Annotated in this window: 20 protein-coding genes; 15 read left to right on the top strand and 5 right to left on the bottom strand. The window is 64.8% G+C overall.

The genetic code is table 11. The annotated features are described in order from the left end of the window. Positions 1 to 137 precede the first annotated feature (137 nt). The 3 genes from NFW05_RS03340 to NFW05_RS03330 form a co-directional block, all read right to left on the bottom strand. Positions 138 to 515: a nucleotide pyrophosphohydrolase gene (locus tag NFW05_RS03340; protein ID WP_295302788.1), complete on the bottom strand. Its 378-nt coding sequence runs from the start codon at positions 513 to 515 to the stop codon at positions 138 to 140. Beyond that, positions 512 to 1,510, bottom strand: coding sequence for an aldolase/citrate lyase family protein (locus NFW05_RS03335; protein ID WP_295302786.1), 999 nt, complete (start codon positions 1,508 to 1,510; stop codon positions 512 to 514). The genes NFW05_RS03340 and NFW05_RS03335 overlap by 4 nt, the downstream gene beginning before the upstream one ends. A 150-nt stretch (positions 1,511 to 1,660) precedes the next feature. Further along, on the bottom strand, positions 1,661 to 2,647 hold the full coding sequence (locus NFW05_RS03330) for a malate dehydrogenase (protein WP_295302784.1): 987 nt from the start codon (positions 2,645 to 2,647) through the stop codon (positions 1,661 to 1,663). A gap of 207 nt (positions 2,648 to 2,854) precedes the next feature. Between NFW05_RS03330 and NFW05_RS03325 the strand changes: the two genes are divergently transcribed. The 10 genes from NFW05_RS03325 to lpdA all read left to right on the top strand — a co-directional run bounded on the left by NFW05_RS03325 (position 2,855) and on the right by lpdA (position 14,350). After that, positions 2,855 to 3,592 carry a GntR family transcriptional regulator gene (locus tag NFW05_RS03325; protein WP_295302783.1) on the top strand — a complete coding sequence of 246 codons (738 nt, stop codon included), beginning with the start codon at positions 2,855 to 2,857 and terminating at the stop codon, positions 3,590 to 3,592. A gap of 123 nt (positions 3,593 to 3,715) precedes the next feature. Next, positions 3,716 to 4,108, top strand: a complete 393-nt coding sequence (gene sdhC / locus NFW05_RS03320) for a succinate dehydrogenase, cytochrome b556 subunit (protein ID WP_295302876.1) — start codon at positions 3,716 to 3,718, stop codon at positions 4,106 to 4,108. Beyond that, the gene (gene sdhD, locus NFW05_RS03315) at positions 4,102 to 4,449 is read left to right on the top strand and encodes a succinate dehydrogenase, hydrophobic membrane anchor protein (protein ID WP_295302781.1); all 348 of its coding nucleotides are present in this window, start codon (positions 4,102 to 4,104) and stop codon (positions 4,447 to 4,449) included. Before sdhC ends, sdhD begins: the two co-directional genes overlap by 7 nt. After that, positions 4,450 to 6,234, top strand: coding sequence for a succinate dehydrogenase flavoprotein subunit (gene sdhA / locus NFW05_RS03310; RefSeq protein ID WP_295302780.1), 1,785 nt, complete (start codon positions 4,450 to 4,452; stop codon positions 6,232 to 6,234). Between the two features lie 23 nt (positions 6,235 to 6,257). Continuing rightward, positions 6,258 to 6,971 carry a succinate dehydrogenase iron-sulfur subunit gene (locus NFW05_RS03305; RefSeq protein ID WP_295302777.1) on the top strand — a complete coding sequence of 238 codons (714 nt, stop codon included), beginning with the start codon at positions 6,258 to 6,260 and terminating at the stop codon, positions 6,969 to 6,971. After that, entirely contained in the window at positions 6,971 to 7,225 is a 255-nt protein-coding gene (locus NFW05_RS03300) for a succinate dehydrogenase assembly factor 2 (protein WP_295302775.1), read from the top strand. Before NFW05_RS03305 ends, NFW05_RS03300 begins: the two co-directional genes overlap by 1 nt. A gap of 69 nt (positions 7,226 to 7,294) precedes the next feature. Continuing rightward, the gene (gltA, locus tag NFW05_RS03295) at positions 7,295 to 8,590 is read left to right on the top strand and encodes a citrate synthase (protein WP_295302774.1); all 1,296 of its coding nucleotides are present in this window, start codon (positions 7,295 to 7,297) and stop codon (positions 8,588 to 8,590) included. A 110-nt stretch (positions 8,591 to 8,700) separates the two neighbouring features. Beyond that, positions 8,701 to 11,541 carry a 2-oxoglutarate dehydrogenase E1 component gene (locus NFW05_RS03290; protein WP_295302772.1) on the top strand — a complete coding sequence of 947 codons (2,841 nt, stop codon included), beginning with the start codon at positions 8,701 to 8,703 and terminating at the stop codon, positions 11,539 to 11,541. A 12-nt stretch (positions 11,542 to 11,553) separates the two neighbouring features. After that, entirely contained in the window at positions 11,554 to 12,840 is a 1,287-nt protein-coding gene (gene odhB / locus NFW05_RS03285; protein WP_295302771.1) for a 2-oxoglutarate dehydrogenase complex dihydrolipoyllysine-residue succinyltransferase, read from the top strand. 73 nt (positions 12,841 to 12,913) lie between these two features. Then, positions 12,914 to 14,350, top strand: a complete 1,437-nt coding sequence (gene lpdA, locus NFW05_RS03280) for a dihydrolipoyl dehydrogenase (protein ID WP_295302769.1) — start codon at positions 12,914 to 12,916, stop codon at positions 14,348 to 14,350. Between the two features lie 91 nt (positions 14,351 to 14,441). Here the strand turns inward: lpdA and NFW05_RS03275 are convergent, their stop codons facing one another. Together NFW05_RS03275 and ftsH are read right to left on the bottom strand one after the other, a co-directional pair. After that, a complete protein-coding gene (locus tag NFW05_RS03275) occupies positions 14,442 to 15,074 on the bottom strand; it encodes an MBL fold metallo-hydrolase (protein WP_295302767.1) in 633 nt (210 codons plus the stop codon). A 129-nt stretch (positions 15,075 to 15,203) separates the two neighbouring features. Beyond that, on the bottom strand, positions 15,204 to 17,024 hold the full coding sequence (gene ftsH / locus NFW05_RS03270; protein ID WP_295302765.1) for an ATP-dependent zinc metalloprotease FtsH: 1,821 nt from the start codon (positions 17,022 to 17,024) through the stop codon (positions 15,204 to 15,206). Between the two features lie 275 nt (positions 17,025 to 17,299). On the opposite strand from ftsH, the gene gyrA reads away from it, so the two are divergent. The 5 genes from gyrA to NFW05_RS03245 all read left to right on the top strand — a co-directional run bounded on the left by gyrA (position 17,300) and on the right by NFW05_RS03245 (position 25,133). Beyond that, on the top strand, positions 17,300 to 19,912 hold the full coding sequence (gene gyrA, locus NFW05_RS03265) for a DNA gyrase subunit A (RefSeq protein ID WP_295302875.1): 2,613 nt from the start codon (positions 17,300 to 17,302) through the stop codon (positions 19,910 to 19,912). A gap of 136 nt (positions 19,913 to 20,048) precedes the next feature. Beyond that, positions 20,049 to 21,140, top strand: coding sequence for a prephenate dehydratase (pheA, locus tag NFW05_RS03260; protein ID WP_295302763.1), 1,092 nt, complete (start codon positions 20,049 to 20,051; stop codon positions 21,138 to 21,140). Between the two features lie 30 nt (positions 21,141 to 21,170). Next, the gene (gene hisC / locus NFW05_RS03255) at positions 21,171 to 22,259 is read left to right on the top strand and encodes a histidinol-phosphate transaminase (RefSeq protein WP_295302761.1); all 1,089 of its coding nucleotides are present in this window, start codon (positions 21,171 to 21,173) and stop codon (positions 22,257 to 22,259) included. 22 nt (positions 22,260 to 22,281) lie between these two features. Then, a complete protein-coding gene (locus NFW05_RS03250) occupies positions 22,282 to 23,169 on the top strand; it encodes a prephenate dehydrogenase/arogenate dehydrogenase family protein (protein WP_295302760.1) in 888 nt (295 codons plus the stop codon). Next, positions 23,166 to 25,133 carry a bifunctional 3-phosphoshikimate 1-carboxyvinyltransferase/cytidylate kinase gene (locus NFW05_RS03245; protein WP_295302759.1) on the top strand — a complete coding sequence of 656 codons (1,968 nt, stop codon included), beginning with the start codon at positions 23,166 to 23,168 and terminating at the stop codon, positions 25,131 to 25,133. Before NFW05_RS03250 ends, NFW05_RS03245 begins: the two co-directional genes overlap by 4 nt. Positions 25,134 to 25,237 lie beyond the last annotated feature (104 nt).

Here is a 25,237-nt window from a genome sequence, read left to right as displayed (position 1 = left end):
GTGGAAGAATCTGCTGCGCGACCGATCTGCAGTGTTGCCCGCTCGCTCAATTCTCGACTATCTATCGGATATGTCTCGTCGTTCTCTCGCTCGCGTCGGCCATCTCGACCTGCTCGCGACGATTTCTTCACCACCTCTCAGTGGCCGGACGAGTCGTCGGGCGTGTCGGCCTGGCAATACTTTCGGCTCGACCCGTAGCTGCGTTCGACCGGGTAGCGCGCCGCGTTCTTGATCAGCTTGACCCGCGCGGCTTCTTCGAGGTCGATTCCGGCGTGATCGGCGATCAGCAGCAGGTAGATCAGGACGTCGGCGCATTCGTCGCGCAGCGCCTCGATGGCCGCCGGGTCGCCGGTCAGCTCGGCCATCTCGGCGTCGTTTTTCCACTGCGTCAGCTCGAGCAGCTCACCGGCTTCGAGGTTCAGCGACACGATCAGGTTGCGCAGGCTGTGGAACTGCGCCCAGTTGCGCGCGTCGCGAAACTGCAGGATCGCCGCGGTCAGCGCAGGCAGGCTCACGCTTCGCGGCTCCCGGGGAAGAAGCGCTGCAGCGCTTCGCCGGGAAGGCTCATGCCGGTGGCCCGCGCGCGCGCGAGCAGTTCCCAATAGTAGCGGTAGGAGGCGCGGTCGTGCAGCTGGCCGTGGTGCCGGATCGGACCCCAGTCGCGGTCCTGCGCGGCGACGAGAATCTCCGCCGCCTGTTCGACCTCGGAGAAGTCCGGGCGCATCGCTTCGCAGATCGGGACGATCTGCTTCGGGTGGATGCTCCACATGCGCAGGTAGCCGAACTGGGTGCGTGCGCGCAGCGCGTCGCTGCTGACTTGCTCGAGGTCCGTCAGTTCGGTGCTCACGTTGTGCGCGGGGACGATGCCGTTGGCCAGGGCGGCGGCGGCGATCTCGCACTTGGCGCGGACGATCAGCGGGTGCTCGAACTGTCCGGGACTCTTCATCGCGACGCCCGGGATCGCTCCGTGATGCCCGCTGACGAAGTCCATCAGGCCGAAGTCGAGCGACTCGATTCCTGGTAGCGCGGCGATCTCCCAGACCTCGCGCAGCGCCCCGTGTGTCTCGATCAGCACGTGTGCCGGGATCGGCCGGGGCAGCCCGTTGGCGGCCTCGACTGCGCGCAGCACGCCGAGTTGCGTGCGCACGTCGTCGCCGTTGCGCGCCTTCGGGAGGGTGATGAAAGCCAGTCGGTGTCCGGCGCCACCGACGACGATCTCGATGTCCCGTTGCCAACCGGGATGGGCGATGTCGTGGACGCGCACGCCGACCCGGCCGTAGTGGTTGGCTTCACTGGCGATCATCGCGGCGACCATTTCGGCGTGTTCGCGGTCGGCTCCGGCCGGTGCCCCGTCCTCGCAGTCGCAGGTCACGTCGAAGATCGGGCCGACTTCGTGCTGCAGGCGCAGCGCCTTGGCGATCAGTTTTTCGGAGCCCGCGTAGTGATCGACTGCGGGGATCATCGGAAACGGCTTCTCGCCGGCAAAGAGGACCTGTCTCGGGTGGCGCATGATCGCTGAGAGGGATGGACTCGGGCGTGGACGCGGATTGTATCGGCCGGGCGACGGGCCAGCGCAGCGGTGTTCGGACGAAGCGGCTACCGACCCCGGGGAAAAAAAGGCCGCGGAGCGGACCGCGGCCTTCGCTGAAGCGGCTGGCGGTCAGAGCATGTGCTTGACCGCGTCCTGCTCGTCAGTCAGTTCCTTGAGCGTCTTGTCGAGCTTTCCGCGCGAATAGTCGTCGATCTCGATTCCCTGGATGATGCGGTACGCGCCGCCCTTGCACTCGCACGGGAAACCGAAGACGATGCCCTCGGGGATGCCGTAGGAGCCGTCGGAGGGGACGCCCATGGTCACCCATTCATCGGAGCCGAGTACCCAATCGCGCATGTGGTCCATCGCCGCGTTGGCCGCCGAGGCCGCCGATGACAGCCCGCGGGCGTCGATGATCACCGCGCCGCGCTTGCCGACCGTCGGCAGGAAGACGTCGTTGTTCCACACCGGGTCGTTGATCAGATCCTGGACCTTATCGCCGTTCGAGGTGCAGTTCCGGTAATCGGCGTACATCGTCGGCGAGTGGTTGCCCCAGACCACGAGCTGCCGGAAGCTCGCCACGGGCCGGCCGGTCTTGGCAGCGAGTTGCGACAGCGCGCGGTTGTGGTCGAGGCGCAGCATGCCATGGTAGTTCGCCGGGTTGGTCCGGCCGACCTTGCGTGCTGCCGCGCCAGCGATCAGCGCATTGGTGTTGCACGGGTTGCCGACGACGAGGACGCGCACGTTCTCGCTGGCATTCTCGGCGATCGCCCTGCCCTGGACGGTGAAGATCGCGCCGTTGGCGGTGAGCAGGTCGGCCCGCTCCATTCCCGGGCCGCGGGGGCGGGCACCGACGAGCAGGCAGACGTCGGCGTCCTTGAAGGCAGCGTTGGCATCGTCGGTGGCGAACATTCCGGCGAGCAACGGGAACGCGCAGTCCTCGAGTTCCATCATCACGCCCTGGCAGGCCTTCTGCGCCTGGGGCAGGTCGAGCAGCTGGAGGATCACCGGCTGATCCTTGCCGAGCATTTCGCCGGAGGCGATCCGGAAGAGCAGACTGTAACCGATCTGGCCGGCAGCGCCGGTGACGGCGACGCGCATGGGGGCTTTGGACATGTTGCGGCTCCTGTCGTGAGTGAGGGCAAGAAGTGGGCGGAAGACGATCGGCGTCATTCCCGCGATGGGTTCGCTGCGGGACAGCAAATCACGGGGATCATAAGCTTCTCGGCTTTCCGGTGTCAAATCTATCTTTTATCTTATATATGATATGGATTGGCGGGACGGGATGGACGGCGGCCGCAAATTGTGCTGAAATCGCGTTTCATGAACCGGTCATCGTCAGCGCACTCACCGACCTTCAGCCCTCTGTACAGGCAGATCAAGGATCTGATCATGCGTAACCTGGCGTCGGGCGAGTGGGGCCCGGGCGACTCGATCCCGAGCGAGGCCGAACTGGCCGGGCGGTTCGGGGTCAGCCAGGGAACGGTGCGCAAGGCCGTCGACGAGATGGCTGCCGAGAATCTGCTCGTCCGCCAGCAGGGCAGGGGGACCTTCGTCGCCACGCACCGGGACCCCGGTTCGTTCTTCCGCTTCCTGCGCCTTGCTGCGAACGAAGGCGAGATGCCGGCGACCCAGAGCGTTCCGCTCGAGTGCTGGCGGGCCAGGGCCGGCGCCGACGTCGCGCGGACTCTGGCGCTCGAAACCGGGGCGCCGATCACGATCATCCGCCGCCTGCTGAAGCTCGGCGACGAGGCCGTCGTCTTCGATGAAATCTACCTGTCGAGCGAGTTGTTCCCGGATTTGTCACTCGAGGTGCTGCGCTCGGGCGAATCGCTGTACAGCCTTTTCGAGACGCGCTACGGTGTGCGCATGATCCGCGCCGACGAGCGGCTGCGCGCGGTGGCTGCCGACCGGGTCAGCGCCGACCTGCTCAAGGTGCCCGACGGCAGCCCGTTGCTCCTCGTCGAGCGGGTGACCTTCACTTACGGCAACAAGCCGGTCGAGTGGCGCCGGGGCTTCTATTCGACGCGCAATTACCATTATCACAATCAGCTGGGGTGAGTCGTCTTTTCAGGCATTCTCGGTAAGTGGGTAAATCGGGGCGTCCGGATAGTTGATGATCGGGCGCGGTTTTGCGGGGTCCGGCGGCCGGCACGGCCGCATCACAAGTGAGGGATGATGTTCATGGCAGAGATGGCGATAAAGAAGAGGCGTCCAAAAAACCTGGACTTGCCGACGATCAGGTTACCGCTTCCGGGTATCCTGTCGATTCTCCACCGGATCAGCGGAGCAGCGATCTTCCTGCTCCTGCCGGTGCTGCTCTGGCTTTTCCAGAGCAGCCTGAGCTCACCGGAGACCTTTGCCACCTTCAGGGAGGTGGTTGGCCACCCGCTGGTGAGGATCGTCCTGCTCGGCCTGATCTGGTTCTACATGCACCATTTCTGCGCCGGCATCCGCTATCTGCTGCTTGACCTGCACAAGGGGGTCGATCTCGAGTCGGCGCGGCGGTCGAGCAAGGTCGTGTTCGCGGTCAGCATTGCCCTGACCCTGATTATCGGAGCCAGAGTGCTATGGTAAATCGTATTCTCGTCGGGGCCCATTATGGCCTCAAGGACTGGATCATTCAGCGGGCCACGGCGGTCGTCATGGCGGCATACACGATCATCTTCCTGGTGGTCCTCGGGGCGATCGGTCCCAATTCCTTCGAGACCTGGCGCGGCATTTTTGCCAACGGCTTCATGAGGTTCGCCACCTTCCTGTTCTTCGTCAGCGTCTTCTATCATGCCTGGATCGGCGTGCGCGACATCTGGATGGATTACGTAAAACCCGATGGACTGCGCCTGCTGCTGATGATCGCGACGGTTACCGCGCTGGTCGGCTACGCCGGCTGGGCCGTGCAGATTCTCTGGAGAGTGTAAGTGAGCAAGTCAAGCATTCCGGTACTTAAGTTTGACGCGGTGATCGTCGGTGCGGGCGGCTCAGGCCTGCGCGCGGCGATCCAGTTGTCCGAGGCCGGCCTGAAGACGGCCGTCCTGTCGAAGGTCTTTCCGACGCGCTCGCACACGGTTGCCGCCCAAGGGGGCGTTTCGGCTTCGCTCGGCAACTCCGAGGAAGACCACTGGCACTGGCACATGTACGACACGGTCAAGGGGTCGGACTGGCTCGGCGATCAGGACGCGATCGAGTACATGTGCCGCAAGGCGCCCGAGGTAGTCGTCGAACTCGAGCATTTCGGCATGCCCTTCGACCGCACCGACGAGGGCAAAATCTATCAGCGTCCGTTCGGCGGGCACATGTCGAACTTCGGCGAGAAGCCCGTTCGCCGGGCGTGCGCCGCTGCCGACCGGACCGGACACGCGATGCTGCATGCGCTTTATCAGCGCAACGTCCGCGCGAACACGCAGTTCTTCGTCGAGTGGATGGCCCTCGACCTGATCCGCGACGAGAGTGGGCAGGTTCTCGGAGTCATCGCGCTGGAAATGGAGACCGGTGACGTGGTTGCCCTGCATGCGAAGGCAACGGTCTTTGCCACCGGTGGCGCGGGGCGGATCTTCTACTCCTCGACGAATGCCTTCATCAATACCGGCGACGGCCTGGGAATGGCCGCACGCGCGGGTATCGCGCTCGAGGACATGGAGTTCTGGCAGTTCCACCCGACCGGTGTCGCCGGCGCCGGCGTGCTGATCACCGAAGGCGTGCGCGGCGAAGGGGGAATCCTGCGCAACTCGAGCAACGAGCGTTTCATGGAGCGCTACGCTCCGAATGCCAAGGACCTCGCCTCGCGCGACGTCGTGTCGCGGGCGATGGTCACCGAGATCAACGAAGGACGCGGTTGCGGTCCGAACAAGGATTTCGTCCTGCTCGACATCACCCATCTCGACCCGGCGACGATCATGAAGCGCCTGCCGGGAATTCGCGAGATTTCGATCCAGTTCGCGGGTATCGATCCGATCAAGGCGCCGATCCCGGTCGTTCCGACCTGCCATTACCAGATGGGTGGCGTGCCGACCAACTACAAGGGCCAGGTCGTCCGCGAAGACGGGACGCCGGTGGCCGGTTTCTACGCGGCCGGTGAGGTGGCCTGCGCCTCGGTGCATGGTGCCAACCGTCTCGGAACCAACTCGCTGCTCGACCTGCTGGTCTTCGGCAAGGCCTCGGGCGACTCGGTGGTCCACGATGTCCGCTCGGGAGAACTCGGGCTCAAGGATCTGCCGGCCGATTTTGCCGAGCGCACGCTGGCCCGACTCGACCGGCTCAACACGCAGACCGGTGGCGCGAGCGTCGCCGAAACGCGGCTCGAACTGCAGCGTACGATGCAGAAGCACTGCGGTGTCTTCCGCTTCAAGGACATGCTCGTCGAGGGCGTGGCGCGCATCCTGGACGTCGAAAAGGCAGCGGCCCGGACCGAGATCAAGGACAAGTCGAAGGTCTGGAACACGGCTCGCGTCGAGGCGCTCGAACTCGACAACCTGGTCGAAGTGGCCAAGGCGACGATGGTTTCGGCCGAAGCGCGGAAGGAGTCGCGCGGCGCACACGTGCGCGACGATGCGCCGGACACTCCGGCCAATCCGAATGGCCGCGACGACGTGAACTGGCACAAGCACACGCTCTGGTACCGCGAAGGCAACCGACTGAGCTACAAGCCGGTGATCATGAAGCCGCTGACCGTCGATACCATCGCGCTGAAGACGCGTTCCTACTGACCGAGTGCCGAGGAGTCAGCAAAATGGCCACCAGTACCATGCAGTTCAAAATCTACCGTTACGATCCCGACAGGAACGACGCGCCGTACATGCAGGACGCGTCGGTCGAGGTCGACTACTCGATCGACCGCAAGCTGCTCGACGTGCTCACCCGGCTCAAGGCGAAGGACGACTCGCTGTCGTATCGCCGGTCGTGCCGTGAAGGCATCTGCGGTTCAGACGCGATGAACATCAACGGCAAGAACGGTCTCGCGTGTCTGACCGAGATCAAGGACCTCAAGCAGCCGGTCGTCCTGCGGCCGCTGCCCGGCCTGCCGGTGATTCGCGACCTGATCGTCGACATGACCCAGTTCTTCAAGCAGTACCACTCGATCAGGCCCTATCTGATCAACGAAGGGCCGCGACCCGAACGTGAGCGCCTGCAGTCGCCGGAGGAGCGCGAAGAGCTCAACGGGCTCTACGAATGCATCCTCTGCGCCTGCTGCTCGACATCGTGTCCATCGTTCTGGTGGAACCCCGACAAGTTCGTCGGCCCGGCGGGCCTGCTCAACGCCTATCGCTTCATCGCCGACACCCGTGACCAGGCGACCAACGAGCGTCTCGACGACCTCGAGGATCCCTACCGTCTATTCCGCTGCCATACCATCATGAACTGTGTTGACGTCTGCCCGAAGGGTCTGAACCCGACCCGGGCGATCGGCAAGATCAAGGAGATGATGGTCAGACGCGCGATCTGATGGAGGAAAGAGAAAAGCTCAACCGCCTGCGCTGGCGTTGCACGCGCCGGGCAATGCTGGAGATGGATCTGTTGCTCGGCGAGTTCCTCGAACGGATCTACCCGACGCTGACTCCCGAGCAGGCGGATGCGTTTGTCACCCTGGCCGACATGGAGGATCTGGACCTCTGGCCGCTGGTCAATGGCAGCCGACAGTCTCCGGATCCAGTCCAGGCCGAAGTCCTTGCGCTGCTCGCCAGCGTAAGAATCAAGTAAGGAAGCTGCCCTAGTCTGGCCGCTTCCGGTTGGAAGCTGTGACCTCAACACCTGAACGGGGATTGAACAATGACCACCGAACGCAAAGCAACTCTGACCATCGAAGGGCGCGCACCCGTCGAGTTTCCGATCATGACGCCAACCCATGGCAATGATTGCATCGACATCCGCACGCTGGGGGCCAAGACCGGTCTCTTTACCTACGACTCGGGGTACCTGTCGACAGCCAGCTGCCGGTCGGCGATCACGTTCATCGACGGCGACAAGGGGGAACTGCTCTACCGCGGCTACCCGATCGAACAGCTCGCCGAGCAGTGCAACTTCCTTGAGGTCGCCTATCTGCTGTGGAACGGCGAACTGCCGAACGCGGCACAGAAGTCGAAGTTCGAGCGGAACATCAAGGAACACACGATGGTGCACGAGCAGCTGGTCAAGTTTTACCAGGGCTTCCGCCGCGACGCGCACCCGATGGCCGTGCTCGTCGGCGTCGTCGGCGCGCTGTCGGCTTTCTATCACGAGGCCGAGGACTTCTCCGACCGCCTGCACCAGAGCATCAGCTTCAACCGGATCATCGCCAAGTTGCCGACGATCGTCGCGATGGCCTACAAGTATTACCGCGGCGAGCCGTTCATGTATCCGCGCAACGACCTCGCCTACACGGCGAACTTCATGCACATGATGTTCGGCACCCCATGCGAGAAGTACGAGCCGAACCCAGTTCTCGTGCATGCGCTCGATACGATCTTCACGCTGCACGCCGACCACGAGCAAAACGCGTCGACGTCGACGGTCCGCCTGTCCGGTTCGTCGGGCGCCAACCCGTACGCGTGCATCTCGGCCGGCATCGCCTGCCTCTGGGGACCGGCGCACGGCGGCGCCAACGAAGCCTGCCTGCAGATGCTCGAGGAGATTCACGATGTCTCGCGCGTCGGCAAGTACATTGCGCGGGCCAAGGACAAGAGCGACGACTTCAAGCTGATGGGCTTCGGTCACCGCGTTTACAAGAACTTCGATCCACGTGCCAAGTTGATGCGCAAGATTTGCGCCGAGGTCCTCGATGAACTCGGCCTGCAGAACGACCGGCTGTTCAAGCTGGCCATGGAACTCGAGAAAATCGCCCTCGAAGACGATTATTTCATCGACAAGAAGCTCTATCCGAACGTCGACTTCTATTCCGGAATCGTGCAGAAGGCGATGGGTATCCCGACGTCGATGTTTACCTGCATTTTTGCGCTTGCCCGGACGGTTGGCTGGATGACGCAGTGGGAGGAAATGATCAACGATCCCGAGTACAAGATCGGCCGTCCGCGGCAGCTTTATGTCGGTGCGGCCAGACGCGACGTTGTCCCGGTCGACCAGCGCTGATCCGGACGACGGCAAAGGGCGGCGACTGGTGGCCGCCCTTTTTTTCATCCTGTGGTCGGCCGACCGCAGTTCCTCAACCCGAACCACGACCGTGACGACAGGTTAATGCCATGATGAATCAGCTTTTTGGTAACTCCCTACTTTTCGGTGGCAACGCGCCCTTCGTCGAGGAGTTGTACGAAAACTATCTCGACAACCCGGGGTCGGTCTCCGAGCAGTGGCGCGACTATTTTGACAAGCTGGCGCAACTGCCTGGCTACGTCGCCCGTGACGTGCCGCACCTGCCGGTCATCAATGCCTTCGCGGAGCAGGCGAGGAAAGGCGGCTATCGGGCTGCGGCGGTGGCGCCGGTCGACGACCGCAAGCAGGTCGGCATCCTGCAGATGATCACCGCCTACCGCTTCATCGGCGACCGCTGGGCGAACCTCGATCCGTTGAAGCGCACGCCGAGGCCCGAGATTCCCCAACTCGATCCGGCGTACTACGGGCTTTCCGACGCCGACCGGCATACCATCTTCAATGCTGGCTCGTTCAAGGGGACTGCCGATCACGCGACCTACGGCGAGATTTACGACGCGCTGAAAGCGACCTACTGCGGGTCGATCGGCGTCGAGTACATGTACATCAGCACGGTCGCTGAAAAGCGCTGGATTCAGAGTCGTCTCGAGCCGATCCACTCGAAACCGACTTACAACGGCGAAGAGCGCAAGCGAATGCTCGAGCGCCTGACGGCAGCCGAGACACTCGAGCGCTATCTGCACACGCGCTATGTCGGACAGAAGCGCTTCTCACTCGAGGGTGGGGAATCGCTGATCGTCGCCATGGACGAACTGATCCGCACTTCCGGGGCCGGCGGGGTCGACGAAATCGTCGTCGGTATGGCACACCGCGGCCGCCTGAACGTGCTGGTGAACACACTCGGCAAGGCGCCGTCGATGCTCTTCGAGGAGTTCGAGGGCAAGAAGGCCCAGGAACTGACTGCCGGCGACGTCAAGTATCACATGGGCTACTCTTCGGACGTGTCGACTCCTGGAGGCCCGTGCCATCTGACGCTGGCGTTCAACCCGTCGCACCTCGAGATCGTCAACCCGGTGGTCATCGGCTCGGTGTTCTCGCGGCAACGGCGTCGGGGCGAGAACGGCAAGGACAAGGTGCTCTCGGTGCTGATCCACGGTGACGCGGCGGTGGCCGGACAGGGCGTCAACCAGGAAACGCTGAACTTTGCCCAGACCCGCGGCTACGGCGTTGGCGGAACCGTTCACATCGTGGTCAACAACCAGATCGGCTTCACCACTTCGGATCCGCGCGACCTGCGTTCCTCGCTGTACTGCACGGACATCTTCAAGATGGCCGAGGCGCCGATCTTCCACGTCAATGGTGACGATCCGGAGTCCGTCGCGCTGGTCACCGCGATCGCCGCCGACTATCGCCGGGAGTTCAAGAAGGATGTCGTGATCGACATCATCTGCTTCCGCAGGCTCGGTCACAACGAGCAGGATGAGCCGATGGTCACCCAGCCGCTGATGTACAAGAAGATCCAGTTGCACCCGGGAACGCGCAAGCTGTACGCCGAACGGCTCGTCGGCGAAGGGGTGCTGCCGCCCGAGGGGCCGGATGAGATCGTCGCCGACTACCGGGCGCATCTCGATCGTGGCGAACTGCTCTACAACCCGGTGATCGCCGGCTACAAGCACCCGATGACGATCGACTGGACGCCGTTCCTCGCTCCGAACTACATCGAGAACTGCGACACGAAAGTGCCGATCGCCGAACTCCAGCGTCTTTCGGGACGACTGACGACCATACCGGAGAACTTCACGGTGCACAGCCGGGTCCGGAAGATCATCGAAGACCGCCGCCTGATGGGCGAGGGGCGCCTGCCGGTGGACTGGGGAATGGCCGAGAACCTCGCCTACGCGTCGCTGCTCGTCTCGGGTTACGGTGTGCGGATTTCCGGTGAGGACGTTGGCCGGAGCACCTTTTTCCACCGTCACGCGGCGCTGCATGACCAGAACCGCGAGCACTGGGATCAAGGAACCTATTATCCGCTGGCTCACCTGCAGGAGCGCCAGGGGGGATTCCAGTGTTTCGATTCGGTCCTCTCGGAGGAAGCGGTTCTCGCGTTCGAATACGGGTATTCGACGGCTAATCCCTACGAGTTGGTCGTCTGGGAGGCGCAGTTCGGTGATTTCGCCAACGGCGCGCAGGTGGTCATCGACCAGTTCATCGCGGCCGGCGAGGCGAAGTGGGGACGGGCGAGCGGCGTCGTCCTGCTGCTGCCGCATGGCTACGAGGGTCAGGGTCCGGAGCATTCGTCGGCGCGAATCGAGCGCTACATGCAGCTCTGCGCCGAGATGAACATGGAAGTCTGCCAGCCGTCGACACCGGCACAGGTGTTCCACATGCTGCGCCGGCAGGCGATCCGCAATCAGCGCAAACCGCTGATCGTCTTTTCGCCGAAGTCACTGCTGCGCCACAAGGACGCCACCTCGACGCTCGAGGAACTTGCCGACGGCGAGTTCCGGCCACTGATCGGCGAGGTCGAGCCGGTCAATGCGAAGAAGATCACCCGGGTGGTCTTCTGTTCGGGCAAGGTCTATTACGATCTGGTCGCCGCCCGGCACGAGAGGAAGGTCTCGCACGTCGCGATCGCCCGTCTCGAGCAGTTTTATCCGTTCCCGCAACAGGCGTTCCAGGAAGAGCTGGCGAAGTATCCGAAAGCGACCGAAATCGTCTGGTGTCAGGAGGAACCGCGCAACCAGGGCGCCTGGTACTGGATCGCCTCGCGGCAGCACCTGTCGCGCTCGCTGACCGAGAAGCAGCACCTGCTGCTCGTCTCGCGTGCGGCGTCGGCTTCTCCGGCGGTGGGCTACCAGAGCCGGCACATCGCCCAACAGAAAGCTCTGATCGACTCCGCGCTCGGTGAGATCGAGTATTACAAACTGCCCTAGAACGGAGTGAACATGATCATCGACGTCAAAGTTCCACAGCTTTCCGAGTCCGTCGCCGAAGCGACGCTGGTCTCCTGGCACAAGCAGGCCGGCGAGGCGGTCGCTCGGGACGAGAATCTGATCGACATTGAAACCGACAAGGTGGTCCTCGAGCTGCCGGCGCCGGATGGTGGCGTGCTGGTCGAGATCGTCAAGGGCAATGGCGAGACGGTCGTCTCCGGCGAGGTGATCGCACGGATCGACACCGCAGCCCAAGCCGCTGCGGTCGCTGCGCCGGCGCCGGCTGCGGCGAAAGCGGCGGCTCCGGCAGCTGCTCCGGCAACTGCTCCGGTTACTGGCGCAGCGGTCTTTCCGTCGGCGCGCAAGATTCTCGAAGAGAAGGGGATTGCCGCCGCCGAGGTCGCCGGTACCGGTCGTGGCGGGCGGGTGACCAAGGCCGATGCCCAGGCCGCGCAGCCTCCGGCCGAGAAGCCGGCGCCAGCGCCTTCGCCGGCCGCGCCTGAGGCAGCAGCGCCTGCGGCCCCACCGCCGAGACCGTCGCCGTTCGTCACCGCGCCGGCACTGCCGCCTGCGCCAGCGGTGGCCGTCCCGTTTGGCGAGCGGCCCGAGCAGCGTGTTCCGATGTCCCGCCTGCGTGCCCGCGTTGCCGAACGACTGCTCCAGTCGCAGGCGACGAATGCGATCCTGACCACCTTCAACGAAGTGAACATGGGTCCGATCATGGCCCTGCGCAAACAGTACGGGGATCGCTTCGAGAAGGCCCACGGCGTGCGGCTCGGCTTCATGGGCTTCTTCGTCAAGGCGGCAGTGGCCGCGTTGCAAAAGTTCCCGATCGTCAACGCCTCGGTCGACGGCAATGACATCGTCTATCACGGGTACATCGACATTGGGATCGCCGTCGGCAGCCCGCGTGGTCTGGTCGTGCCAATCCTGCGTGACGCCGATCAGATGAGCATCGCCGATATCGAGAAGAAGATCGGTGAGTTCGGCACCAAGGCGAAGGACGGCAAGCTGTCGCTCGAGGAACTCACCGGCGGGACGTTTTCGATTTCGAATGGCGGGGTCTTCGGGTCGATGCTCTCGACTCCGATCATCAATCCTCCGCAGTCGGCGATCCTCGGCATCCACGCAACCAAGGATCGCCCGGTGGTCGAGAACGGCCAGATCGTCATCCGGCCGATCAACTATCTGGCAATGTCCTACGATCACCGGATCATCGACGGCCGCGAAGCCGTGCTCAGCCTCGTGACGATGAAGGAGGCGCTCGAGGATCCGGCCCGGCTGCTGCTTGGCGTATAGGCACTAACCCGCTCCGGGGCACGGCGCGCCCGCGCCGTGCCGGCATTTTTTTGCGGTTGGAAAGGGAACCATCATGTCCAAAGAATTTGACGTCCTGGTTGTCGGAGGCGGGCCGGGGGGCTATGTCGCCGCGATTCGTGCGGCCCAGTTGGGCCTCGCCGTCGCCTGCTGTGAATCGAACCCCTACGCCGATCCGAAAGGCGAGCCCCGCCTCGGCGGAACCTGCCTGAATGTTGGCTGCATTCCCTCCAAGGCGCTGCTGCATACCTCGCATCTCTTCGACGAAGCCGCGCATCACTTTGCCGACCAGGGAATCGCCGTCGGCACCCCGTCGATCGACGTGCGACGGATGCTCGAGCGCAAGGATGGCATCGTCAGGCAGCTGACCAGCGGCATCAAGGGCCTGTTCAAGAAGAACAAGGTGACCCAGCTCAACGGTCTCGGTTCTTTCGTCGGGCGCAAGGAGGTCGCCGGGAGCGAGGTCTGGGAGATGAAGGTCGGCGACGACCTGGTCGAAACGAAGCAGGTGATCGTCGCTACCGGGTCGAAGGCACGTCATCTGCCCGGGGTTTCGGTAGATAACCAGATCGTCTGCGACAACGTCGGGGCGCTGGACATCGACAGCGTTCCGCGGCGGCTGGCGGTGATCGGCGCCGGCGTGATCGGCCTCGAGATGGGTAGTGTCTGGCGGCGACTCGGTTCAGAAGTGACGCTGCTCGAGGCCCTGCCGGAATTCCTGTCGGCTGCGGACATCGACGTGGCCAGGGAGGCGGCGAAGATCTTCGCCAAGCAGGGCCTGAAGATCATCACCGGGATCGAGATCGGCGATGTCAAGGTCTCGCAGAAAGGTGTGTCGATCGACTACCGCGACAAGGACGGCAAGGACCAGAAGCTCGATGCCGACCGGCTGATCGTCTCGGTGGGCCGGATCCCCAATACCGATGGACTGAATCCGGACGCGGTCGGGCTGAAGCTCAACGCGCGCGGCCAGATCGAGGTCGATGGGCATTGCCGAACCAATCTGCCGGGGGTCTGGGCGGTTGGTGACGTCGTCGCCGGGCCGATGCTTGCGCACAAGGCGATGGAAGAGGGCGTGATGGTCGCCGAACTCATCGCGGGTCAGGCGGGGCATTGCAACTTCGAGACGATTCCCTGGGTGATCTACACGAGCCCGGAGATCGCCTGGGTGGGCCAGACCGAGCAGCAGCTCAAGTCCGAGGGCGTTGCATACCGGGCAGGAAAGATTCCCTTCGCGGCCAACGGCCGCGCGTTGGGAATGGGCGAGCCGGGCGGTTTCGTGAAGCTGCTCGCTTGCGCCGAGACCGACCGGATCCTCGGCGTGCACATCATCGGCGCGAATGCGTCCGAGCTGATCTCCGAGGGCGTCGTGGCGATGGAGTTCGGTGCCGCATCCGAGGACCTCGCGCGCATCTGCCACGCACACCCGACGCTCTCCGAAGTCGTCCACGAAGCGGCGCTGGCCTGCGACAAGAGGCCGCTCCACTTCTAGGCGGGCTGAGGACCATTGCTGCGCGCTCCCGAGCGATCGGCGCGCAGCGATCAGCGCGCCGCGGCCGTCGGCTGTGCGCTCGATGACCGCTTCAGTCGCCGCAGAAAGGATTGCTGCGCCGCTCGGCGCCGAAGGTCGACATCGGGCCGTGACCGGGGATGAAGCTGACGTCGTTACCGAGCGGCCAGAGCCTCTCGCGGATCGAGGCGATCAGTGTGTCGAAGTCGCCGCGGGGAAAGTCGGTGCGCCCGATCGAACCCTGAAAGAGCACGTCACCGACGATCGCCAAGCGGTCCGCCCGGTTGAAGAAGACGACGTGTCCCGGGGTGTGTCCCGGGCAGTGCAGGACATCCATCTCGACCTTCCCGAAACGCACCGTGTCGCCGTGATCGAGCCAGCGGTCCGGGACGAAGGCCCGCGCCGCCGGCAGGCCAAACATCCGGCTTTGCTGCGGCATGCCGTCGATCCAGAAGCGATCCTCGCGCTGCGGCCCCTCGACGGGCAGCGAAAGGCGCCCCGAGATCTCGGCGACGCCGCCCGCATGGTCGACGTGGCCGTGCGTGACGAGGATCTTCTCGAGCCTGACGCCTCGCGCATCGACCGCACGCAGGATCCGCGAGACGTCCCCTCCGGGGTCGACGAGCGCGCCCTGAAGGGTCTCCTCGCACCACAGCAGGCTGCAGTTCTGCTCGAAAGGGGTGACCGGGGTGATCTGGTATTTCATGGCGTAGCCGAGATGCGGGGCGCAGGAAGGGACCGCGAAGTATAGCAGAGCGATCCGCTGGCGCCGGGTCGCGCGAAGGGCGCAGGCGATCGCCTGCGCTGCTCCGTCCCGGTGACCGATGGCCGTCTCTCAGGCGGCGGCCGGCAATGAGCCGCGCAGGCGGACGAGGTCGGCCTCGAGCAGGGTTTCTCGTTCAAGCAGCTCGCCGGCGCCGCGCTCGAGAATGGCCCGCTGGGCGGTGAGCAACGCGAGCGTTCGCGCGAAGGCATCCTGCACGAGCTGGCGCACGGCGCAGTCGATTTCCCGGGCGGTCTCCTCCGAATAGCTCCTTTCCTGGGCATTCGGCATCGGTGTTCCAAGGAAGGACTGTCGCTCCGCTTCATAGACCACGTTGCCGAGCTTTTCGTCCATCCCGAAGCGCATGACGATCGAGCGGGCGATCGAGGTGACCTTCTGCAGGTCGTCGGCGGCGCCGGTCGAGACCCTGCCGAAAACGAGTTGCTCGGCCGCCCGGCCACCGAGCAGAACCTGCATCTTGTGCTCGAGTTCCTCCCGGGTCATCAGAAAGCGGTCTTCGGTCGGGCGCTGGATCGTGTAGCCGAGGGCGCCGATTCCCCGCGGGATGATCGAGATCTTGTGCACCGGGTCGGAGCCCGGCAACGCCATCGCCACCAGCGCATGACCCATCTCGTGATACGCGACGACCTCGCGCTCGTGGGGATTGAGCACCCGGTTCCGCTTCTCGAGGCCGGCGACGATCCGCTCGACGGCGTTGGTGAAGTCTTCGAGACTGACCGAATCGGCGCCCCGGCGCGTCGCGACGAGCGCCGCCTCGTTGCACAGGTTGGCGAGATCAGCACCCGAGAAGCCCGGGGTCAGCTCGGCGACCTTCTCGGCGGCCGTCTCCCTGGCCAGGCGAATCTTCTTCATGTGGACGGCGAGAATCGCGATCCTTCCCTTCTTGTCCGGACGATCGACGAGCACCTGCCGGTCGAAGCGTCCGGCGCGCAGCAGGGCGGGGTCGAGGACTTCGGGTCGGTTCGTCGCGGCCAGCAGGACGAGACCGGTGGTCGGGTCGAAGCCGTCGAGTTCGACGAGCAGCTGGTTGAGAGTCTGCTCCTTCTCGTCGTGTCCACCGATTCCGAAGGCTCCGCGCGCACGCCCGAGTGCGTCGAGTTCGTCGATGAAGATGATCGCCGGAGCCTTCTGGCGGGCCTGCTCGAAGAGGTCGCGAACGCGGGCCGCACCGATGCCGACGAACATCTCGACGAACTCCGACCCGGAGATCGAGAAGAAGGCGACTCCGGCTTCGCCGGCGACCGCCTTGGCGAGAAGCGTCTTCCCGGTGCCGGGCGGTCCGACGAGCAGGACGCCCTTCGGTACGCGGCCACCGAGTCTGCCGTAGCGGCCGGGATCCTTCAGGAAGCCGACGACTTCCTGCAACTCTTCCTTGGCCTCGTCGACCCCGGCAACGTCGTCGAAGCGCACTCCGGTGTTCGCTTCCATATAGACCTTGGCCTTGCTCTTGCCGAGGGCCATGAAGCTGCCACCCATTCCCGATTTCTCGGCAAACTTGCGCATCGCGAAGATCCAGATGCCGACGAAGATCACCGCCGGAAGGATCCAGCTCAACAGGTCGCGCAGGAAATTGCTTTCGACGACGCCGCTGAACTTCACGTCGTACCCGGCGAGGTCCTTGGCCAGGGTGCTGTCGACCCGCGTGGTGACGAACCTGCTGCGCCCGTCGGGCAGCGGAGACTTGAGGCTGCCACGGATATAGTTGTCGGTGATCGAGATTTCCTCGATCTGACCGCCCTTCAGCATGGTCTGGAACTCGCTGTACGAAATCGGTTCGACCGTCCGCGCCTGCACCCACAGGTCATGCAGGGTGAACACCGCGAAGATGGCGAACAGGAAATACCAGATGCTGAACTGAGTACGCTTTTCCATAAGGCTGTCCCTCGACCGGGGCGCGGCCGGCGGGGCTGCCGGCGTCGGACGCCGCAAGAATCAGCTTGGGGCAGTTTGCCACGGTTCAAGCCGAGTCAGGCGGATTCCGCGCGGATCCGCTGGCGCTCGAGCCGGGCGTTGCCGGCGGCAACGCCGTTGGTGATCCCGCGAAGTCGGAGCCCCGGCTCGGGCTGACGGGAACCGCCGTGGTAGAATATCGACCCTGATCAGGACGTCGGCATCTTCGCCGACGGCCCGGCGTTCGTGGATCGATGATGGAAGTCTTTGCCAAGGAAACCCTGCCGATCAGCCTCGAAGACGAGATGCGACGCTCGTATCTCGACTATGCGATGAGCGTGATCGTCGGCCGCGCGTTGCCCGATGCGCGGGACGGCCTCAAGCCCGTGCATCGCCGCGTGCTCTTTGCGATGCACGAGCTGTCGAACGACTGGAACAAGCCGTACAAGAAGTCTGCCCGGGTCGTCGGCGACGTCATCGGCAAGTACCACCCCCACGGGGATACGGCGGTCTACGACACGATCGTGCGCATGGCGCAGGACTTCTCGTTGCGCTACATGCTGATCGACGGACAGGGCAACTTCGGCTCAGTGGACGGCGACAATCCGGCGGCGATGCGCTACACCGAAGTGCGCATGGCGCGGATCGGGCACGAACTGCTCGCCGACATCGACAAGGAGACCGTCGACTTCGGGTTGAACTACGACGGCTCGGAGGAGGAGCCGCTGGTCCTTCCGGCGCGAATCCCGAATCTGCTGATCAACGGCTCGTCGGGAATCGCCGTCGGAATGGCTACGAACATTCCTCCGCACAACCTCGGCGAGGTCGTCGACGCCTGCCTGGCGCTGCTGCACAAGCCGGAGACGACGGTCGATGAGCTGATCGACCTCGTTCCGGCACCCGACTTCCCGACCGCTGGAATCATCTACGGTGTTTCAGGGGTTCGCGAAGGCTACCGGACCGGACGCGGCCGCGTCGTGATGCGTGGCCGGACGCATTTCGAGGACATCGATCGTGGCAACCGGCAGGCGATCATCATCGACGAGCTGCCGTACCAGGTCAACAAGCGGACGCTGCTCGAGAAGATCGGCGAGCTGGTCAACGAGAAGCGACTCGAAGGAATCTCGGATCTGCGCGACGAGTCGGACAAGTCCGGGATGCGCGTGGTCATCGAACTGAAGCGCGGCGAAGTTCCCGAGGTCGTGCTGAATTGCCTGTACAAGCAGACCCAGCTCCAGGACACCTTCGGGATGAACATGGTCGCGCTGGTCGACGGCCAGCCACGGGTCCTGAACCTGAAGCAGCTTCTCGACCGATTTCTCTGGCACCGCCGCGAGGTCCTCACCCGGCGGACGGTCTTCGAGCTGCGCAAGGCGCGCGAGCGGGCTCACATCCAGGAAGGCCTCGCGGTGGCGCTCGACAACGTCGATGAGATCATCGCTCTGATCAAGGCTTCGCCGACTCCGGCGGACGCGCGGCGTGGGTTGATGGGGCGCTTGTGGGACTCGCCGACGGTGGCCGAAATGCTCAGCCGGGCGGCTCTCGACGCGACGCGTCCGGACGGCCTCGGGCTCGAGTACGGCCTGTCGAAGAACGGTTATCTGCTCTCCGAAGCACAGGCGCAGGCGATCCTCGATCTTCGCCTGCAGAGGCTGACCGGCCTCGAGCGCGAGAAGATCGTCGGGGACTTCGCGGCGCTGCTCGTGCAGATCGCCGACCTGATGGACATCCTGGCCCGGCCCGAGCGGATCACCCGGATGATCGCCGACGAACTCACCGGGATTCGCGCCCAGTTCGGCGACAATCGTCGTTCGGAGGTGGTGATCCATACCCAGGATCTGGGCATCGAAGACTTCATCACCCCGCTGGACATGGTCGTCACGCTGTCGCACAGCGGCTACGTCAAGTCGCAGCCGCTCACCGACTATCGCGCACAGCGGCGCGGCGGGCGCGGCAAGCAGGCGGCGGCGATGAAGGCCGACGACTTCGTCGATCACCTGTTCATCGCCAATACCCACGACTACATCCTCTGTTTCACCAATCGCGGCCGGGTGTACTGGCTCAAGGTTTACGAAGTGCCACAGGGAACGCGCAACAGTCGCGGCAAGCCGGTGGTCAACCTCTTTCCCTTCGAGGAGGGCGAAAAGGTCAGCGCCGTGCTCACCGTCAGGGAGTTTGCCGACGATCGCTTCGTCTTCATGTGTACCGCGCAGGGCACCGTCAAGAAGACGCCGCTCGCCGAATTCTCGAACCCGCGTCGCAACGGGATCATTGCGGTCGCGCTCGACGAGGACGACTATCTGGTCGGCGTGGAGATCACCAGCGGGAGCCAGGACGTGGTCCTCGTCTCGGATGCGGGCAAGGCGGTCTGGTTCGACGAGGAGGAAGTGCGGCCGATGGGGCGTACCGCGCGCGGCGTGCGCGGCATGCGACTCGGCGAAGGCCAGCAGGTGCTTTCGCTGCTCGTCGCCGACAATGATCAGCAGACGGTGCTCGTGGCCACCGAAAACGGCTTCGGCAAGCGCACGGCGCTCGCCGACTTTCGCCACTCGGGCCGCGGCACACAGGGCGTGATCGCGATCGCGGCCAGCGAGCGCAACGGCAAGGTCGTCGGCGCGCGCCTGGTTCGCGACGAGGACGAGATCATGCTGATCACCACCGGTGGCGTGCTGATCCGCACGCGGGTGCGCGAGATTCGCGAACTCGGTCGGGCGACGCAGGGCGTGACGCTGATCGCGCTCGACGCCGGAGAGAGGCTCGCCGGGCTCGAAAAGGTCGTCGAAGCCGAGGACGACGGCGATCTCGGCGAGTCGCTGGAGCGGCCGGGTCCGCTGCCCGATCCGGGCGTGTCCGGGTCAGATGCGCCGTGATGTCCTTGACTGACGGCGACTCGATCGTCTTGCGCGGCCGCGGCGCCTGGAGTGAAGGAAGCCGGCACGCGACGGCAACGAGTGTACAGCCGCGGGTCCGCTGTGCGCGGCCGACGCGCAGGGCTTTTGCTCGGTGATGAGCGACGATCTGCAGAAGGAACTCGCGGTCGTTCGGCAGAAGATCGACCGCGTTGACGGGCAGTTGCTCGAACTGCTCAATGAGCGCGCGCGTCATGCCCAGGAGGTCGGCCGGATCAAGGCCCGTTACGGCGAAGCGGGGTTCAGTTATCGCCCGGAGCGTGAGGCACAGGTGCTGCAGCGCATTCGGGAGATCAACCGGGGGCCGTTGAGCAGCGAGAGTGTCACCTGGTTCTTCCGCGAGGTGATGTCCGCCTGCCTCTCGCTCGAGCAGCCATTGGGGATCGCCTTCCTCGGTCCGCTCGGCACTTTCTCCGAGAGCGCGGCAACCAGGCACTTCGGGCACGCGGCCCGGCTGATGCCCCAGGCTTCGATCGACGACGTATTCCGCGAGGTCGAGGCGGCGCATGCCGACTATGCGGTCGTACCGATCGAGAACTCGACCGAAGGGGCCATCGGGCGGACCCTTGACCTGCTGCTGAGCACGCCTCTGAAGATTTGCGGCGAGGTCGTGCTGCGCATCCATCAGCATCTGCTGTCCAATGAGATCGAGCTCGGCCGTGTCGCCACCGTCTACTCGCATGCGCAGTCGCTGGCGCAATGTCACGAGTGGCTGAATCGCTCGCTGCCGCTGGTCAGGCGTGTTCCGGTGGGAAGCAACGCCCAGGCGGCTCAGCTCGCGGCAGGCGAGGCGGGGTCGGCGGCGATCGCCGGCCAGGCTGCGGCGGAACGCTACCGGCTGCCGATGCTGGCCAGAAACATCGAGGACGAGCCGAACAACACCACACGCTTCGTCGTTCTCGGCCGACACGACGCCGGTCCCTCGGGTCGCGACAAGACTTCGCTGGTCATGTCGGCGCAGAACCGGACGGGCGCGCTGAGCGGGTTGCTCGCGCCGTTTTCCGAGGCTGGGGTGTCGATGACCCGCCTGGAGTCGCGCCCGGCGAGGCACACTCTCTGGGAGTACGTCTTTTTCGTGGACCTCGACGGCCATCGCGAAGACCCACCGGTACGCAGCGCGCTCGCTGAACTCGCTCTGCGCGCTCCCTATCTGAAGCTCCTCGGTTCGTACCCGGCTGCGGTCTACTGAGTGAGGCGAACCGCTTTTCGAGGATAAAGGATGACACTCCACGAGCAGTCACTGCCCTACGTCCGCGCCATATCGCCCTACCTTCCGGGCAAGCCGATCAGCCAGCTGGCGCGCGAGATGGGTCTGGCTGTCGACCAGATCGTCAAACTCGCCTCCAACGAGAACCCGCTCGGCATGAGCCCCAAGGCGAGGGTGGCGGTGGCCGGGGCGCTCGACGGGCTGGCGCGCTATCCCGACGATTTCGACCTCAAGCGGGCGCTGGCCGGGAGGACGGGGCTGGCGAGCGAGCAGATCGTCCTTGGCAATGGTTCGAATGACGTGCTCGATCTCGTCGCGCGCGTGTTCCTCGCTCCCGGACGTTCGGCGGTCTTTGCCGAGCATGCCTTTGCCGTCTACCCTCTGGCGACCCTCGCTGCCGGGGCTGAGGGGATCGAAGTTCCCGCGCGCGACTACGCCCACGACCTCGCGGCGATGCGGGCAGCGATCAGGCCGGACACGCGCCTGGTGTGGATCGCCAACCCGAACAACCCGACCGGAACCTTCGCGTCCTATCCCCAACTCAGGAGCTTGCTCGAGGCGCTTCCCGCGAATGTCGTGGTCGTACTCGACGAGGCATACAACGAGTATCTCCAGCCGGCTGAACGCGTCGATACGACGGCCTGGCTCGCCGACTTCCCAAACCTGGTGATCACTCGCACGTTCTCCAAGATTCATGGCCTGGCCGGGCTGCGCATCGGCTATGCGCTGGCCTCGGCCGAAGTCGCCGATCTGATGAATCGCGTTCGCCAGCCGTTCAACTGCAACAACCTCGCTCTCGTTGCGGCCGCGGCGGCACTCGACGATCATGAGTTCGTCGCTGCCAGCTACGCGCTGAATCGTGCCGGAATGGAGCAGATCGTCGGTGGACTCAAGCATCTGGGCTGCAGTCACATTCCGTCGCACGGCAATTTCGTGACCTTTCGGCTCGCCGACGCCGCACAGGTCAACCAGCGACTGCTCAGGCAGGGAGTCATCGTCCGTCCGGTCGCCGGCTACGGGATGCCGGAGTGGCTGCGCGTGACGATCGGCACCGAAGTCGAGAACGAGCGCTTCCTGAGAGCGCTCGAGCGCTCGCTGTGAGCCCGACCCTGATGGTGACAGGATGACCCGCAAGCCCATGCTCGGCAAACTGGTCGTCTTCGGCGTCGGGCTGATCGGCGGTTCCTTTGCCCTCGCGCTGAAGGCGGCCGGCGAAGTCGGCGAGGTCGTCGGCTTCGGGCGCACCCTCGGCTCGCTGAACCAGGCGCTGCAACTCGGCATCCTCGACCGCGCCGGGTTCAACGTCGGCCAGGAGGTTTCGTCAGCCGATCTGGTCCTGATTGCCACGCCGGTCGGCAAGACTGCCGAAATCCTGGCGCGCGTCGTTCCGTTTCTCGGTCCGCAGACGGTGGTCACGGATGCTGGCAGTACCAAGCAGGACGTCGTCGCGGCTGCCCGTGCTCACTTCGGCGGGTGTCTTGGCCGCTTCGTTCCCGGGCATCCGATCGCCGGAGCCGAAAACAGTGGAGCGCTCGCCGCTCGGGTGGACCTCTATCGGCGCAAGCAGGTGGTCCTCACGCCGCTGGCCGAGACCGATGCGGCGAGCATCGCCCGGGTCCGCGATGCCTGGGAGCGCTGCGGCGCCCGGGTCAGCGAGATGACGGCTGCCGAACACGACGGGGTGTTTGCTGCGGTGAGTCACCTGCCGCACCTGCTGTCGTTTGCTCTGGTCGACGACCTGGCTCGCCGCGAGAACCGGGATCTGCTGTTCGCCTTCGCAGCGAGCGGCTTTCGTGACTTCACGCGGATTGCCGCGAGCCATCCCGAGATGTGGCGCGATATCTGCCTCGCCAACCGCGACGCCCTGATCGAGGAACTCGATCGTTACCGGGGACAACTCGATGTCCTGCGCGAGGCGCTCGTGCGCAGTGACGGCGAGAGACTGGCGGCGACCTTCGCCTCGGCCCGGACCGCCCGTCGGGAGTGGGCGGAGAAGGGAGCCGGCGGGTGAGCGCGGACTACCTCGATCTGCCGCAACTGCTGCGCGCGCGCGGCACGATCCAGTTGCCCGGTTCGAAGAGCATTTCCAATCGTGTGCTGCTGCTTGCGGCGCTGGCCGACGGGGCTACCGAGCTGTACGACCTTCTGGTTTCCGACGACACGCGAAGGATGCTCGATGCGCTCGATCGACTCGGCGTCCGTGTCGAACAGTTCGGCGAGACCGACTTTCGGGTCCACGGCGTCGGCGGCCGCTTCCCGGTGAGCCAGGCCGACCTGTTTCTCGGCAATGCCGGGACGGCGTTCAGGCCGCTGACCGCCGTGCTCGCCCTCGCCGGTGGCGAGTACCGGCTCTCGGGAGTCAGCCGGATGCACGAACGACCAATCGGCGACCTGGTCGACGGGTTGCGCCAGATCGGCGGGCGCGTTCGCCATCTGGCCAGAGATGGTTATCCGCCGCTGGCGATCTCTCCGCCGGAGGCGACCCGGGCCAACCGGGTCCGACTCCGCGGCGACGTGTCGAGCCAGTTCATCTCGGGGTTGCTGATCGCTCTTCCTCTGCGCGGGGTCGAAACGACGATCGAGGTGCTGGGCGATCTGATTTCCAGGCCGTACGTCGAGATCACGCTGGCGACGATGGCCCGCTTCGGCGTTACCGTCGTCCGCGATGGCTGGCGTGCCTTCAGCGTCCCGGCGGGAAGCGTCTATCGCTCTCCGGGCACGGTGCATGTCGAGGGAGACGCATCGTCCGCCTCGTACTTCCTGGCTCTCGGAGCGATCGGTGGGGGGCCGCTGCGGGTAACCGGGGTCGGGTCCGACTCGATCCAGGGCGACGTCCGCTTTGCCGATGCCCTGCAACAGATGGGGGCACGGGTCAGCCGTGGAGCGGACTGGATCGAGAGCCGGTCGCCGGCCGATGTGCGGGAAGAGGGGGTGCGGCTGCACGGCATCGATCTCGACTGCAATCATATCCCCGACGCGGCGATGACTCTGGCGAGCGCAGCGCTGTTTGCCGACGGGCCAACCATGCTGCGCAACATCGCCAGCTGGCGGGTCAAGGAAACCGACCGGCTGGCGGCGATGGCCCGCGAGCTGCGCAAGCTCGGCGCGCTGGTAGACGAAGGGGCTGACTTCCTGCGCATCGTTCCTCCGCCAGGTGGTCTGAGCCCGGCGGCGATCGACACCTACGACGATCATCGCATGGCGATGAGCTTCTCCCTCGCGGCGCTCGGGACGCCGCTGCGCATCAATGATCCGCAGGTCGTCGCCAAGACATTTCCGGACTTCTTCGCCCGCTTGGCCGAACTCGGGGATCCCGTTCCGGTCATCGCCATCGACGGCAGTTCGGCGTCGGGGAAAGGAACGATCGCGGCGCGGGTGGCCCGGGCGCTCGGCTGGCACTATCTCGACTCGGGTTCGCTGTACCGGCTGACTGCGCTGGCAGCCTGGCGGGCTGGCGCTTCGCTCGACGACGAGGGCCGCATGGCGGAGATCGCGGCGGGTCTCGATGCCGAGTTCAACGGCGAGTTGATCCGTCTCTCAGGTGAAGACGTCTCGGACGCGATCCGCAGCGAAGAGATCTCAACTGCCGCTTCGCGGGTCGCGGCGCTTCCCGCGGTGCGCACGGCTCTGCTCTTTCGGCAGCGTGCCTTCCGCAGGCGGCCTGGACTGGTTGCTGACGGGCGCGACATGGGCTCGGTCGTCTTCCCGGACGCAGCCCTCAAGGTCTTCCTTACGGCGAGCCTCGAGGTACGCGCCCTGCGACGACATAAGCAGTTGATGGGAAAAGGAATCGCTGCTAGTATTGAAAACCTTCTGCTGGATCTGAGCGCACGCGACGAGCGCGATAGCCAACGTAGCGTCGCTCCGATGCAGCAGGGCCGGGATGCTGAATTGCTCGACACGACGAACCTGACCATCGATACGGCGGTGGCACAGGTACTGGACTGGGTCAAGACGGCTCCGAAAATTGGCTAGGGCGGCTTTGGTCGCGAGCCAGGGTGTCACCAGCCGGGGCAATGTTCGACTGGTTGAACAGCACTCCAGAGAGGCTTCGTCGCTGCGCGGGTCTGCGGCGTCGT

Source organism: Accumulibacter sp. (assembly GCF_023806625.1).
Taxonomy (GTDB): Bacteria; Pseudomonadota; Gammaproteobacteria; order Burkholderiales; family Rhodocyclaceae; genus Accumulibacter.
The sequence above is the reverse complement of the archived record's forward strand: the minus strand, read 5'-3'. Positions and strand labels throughout refer to the sequence as shown.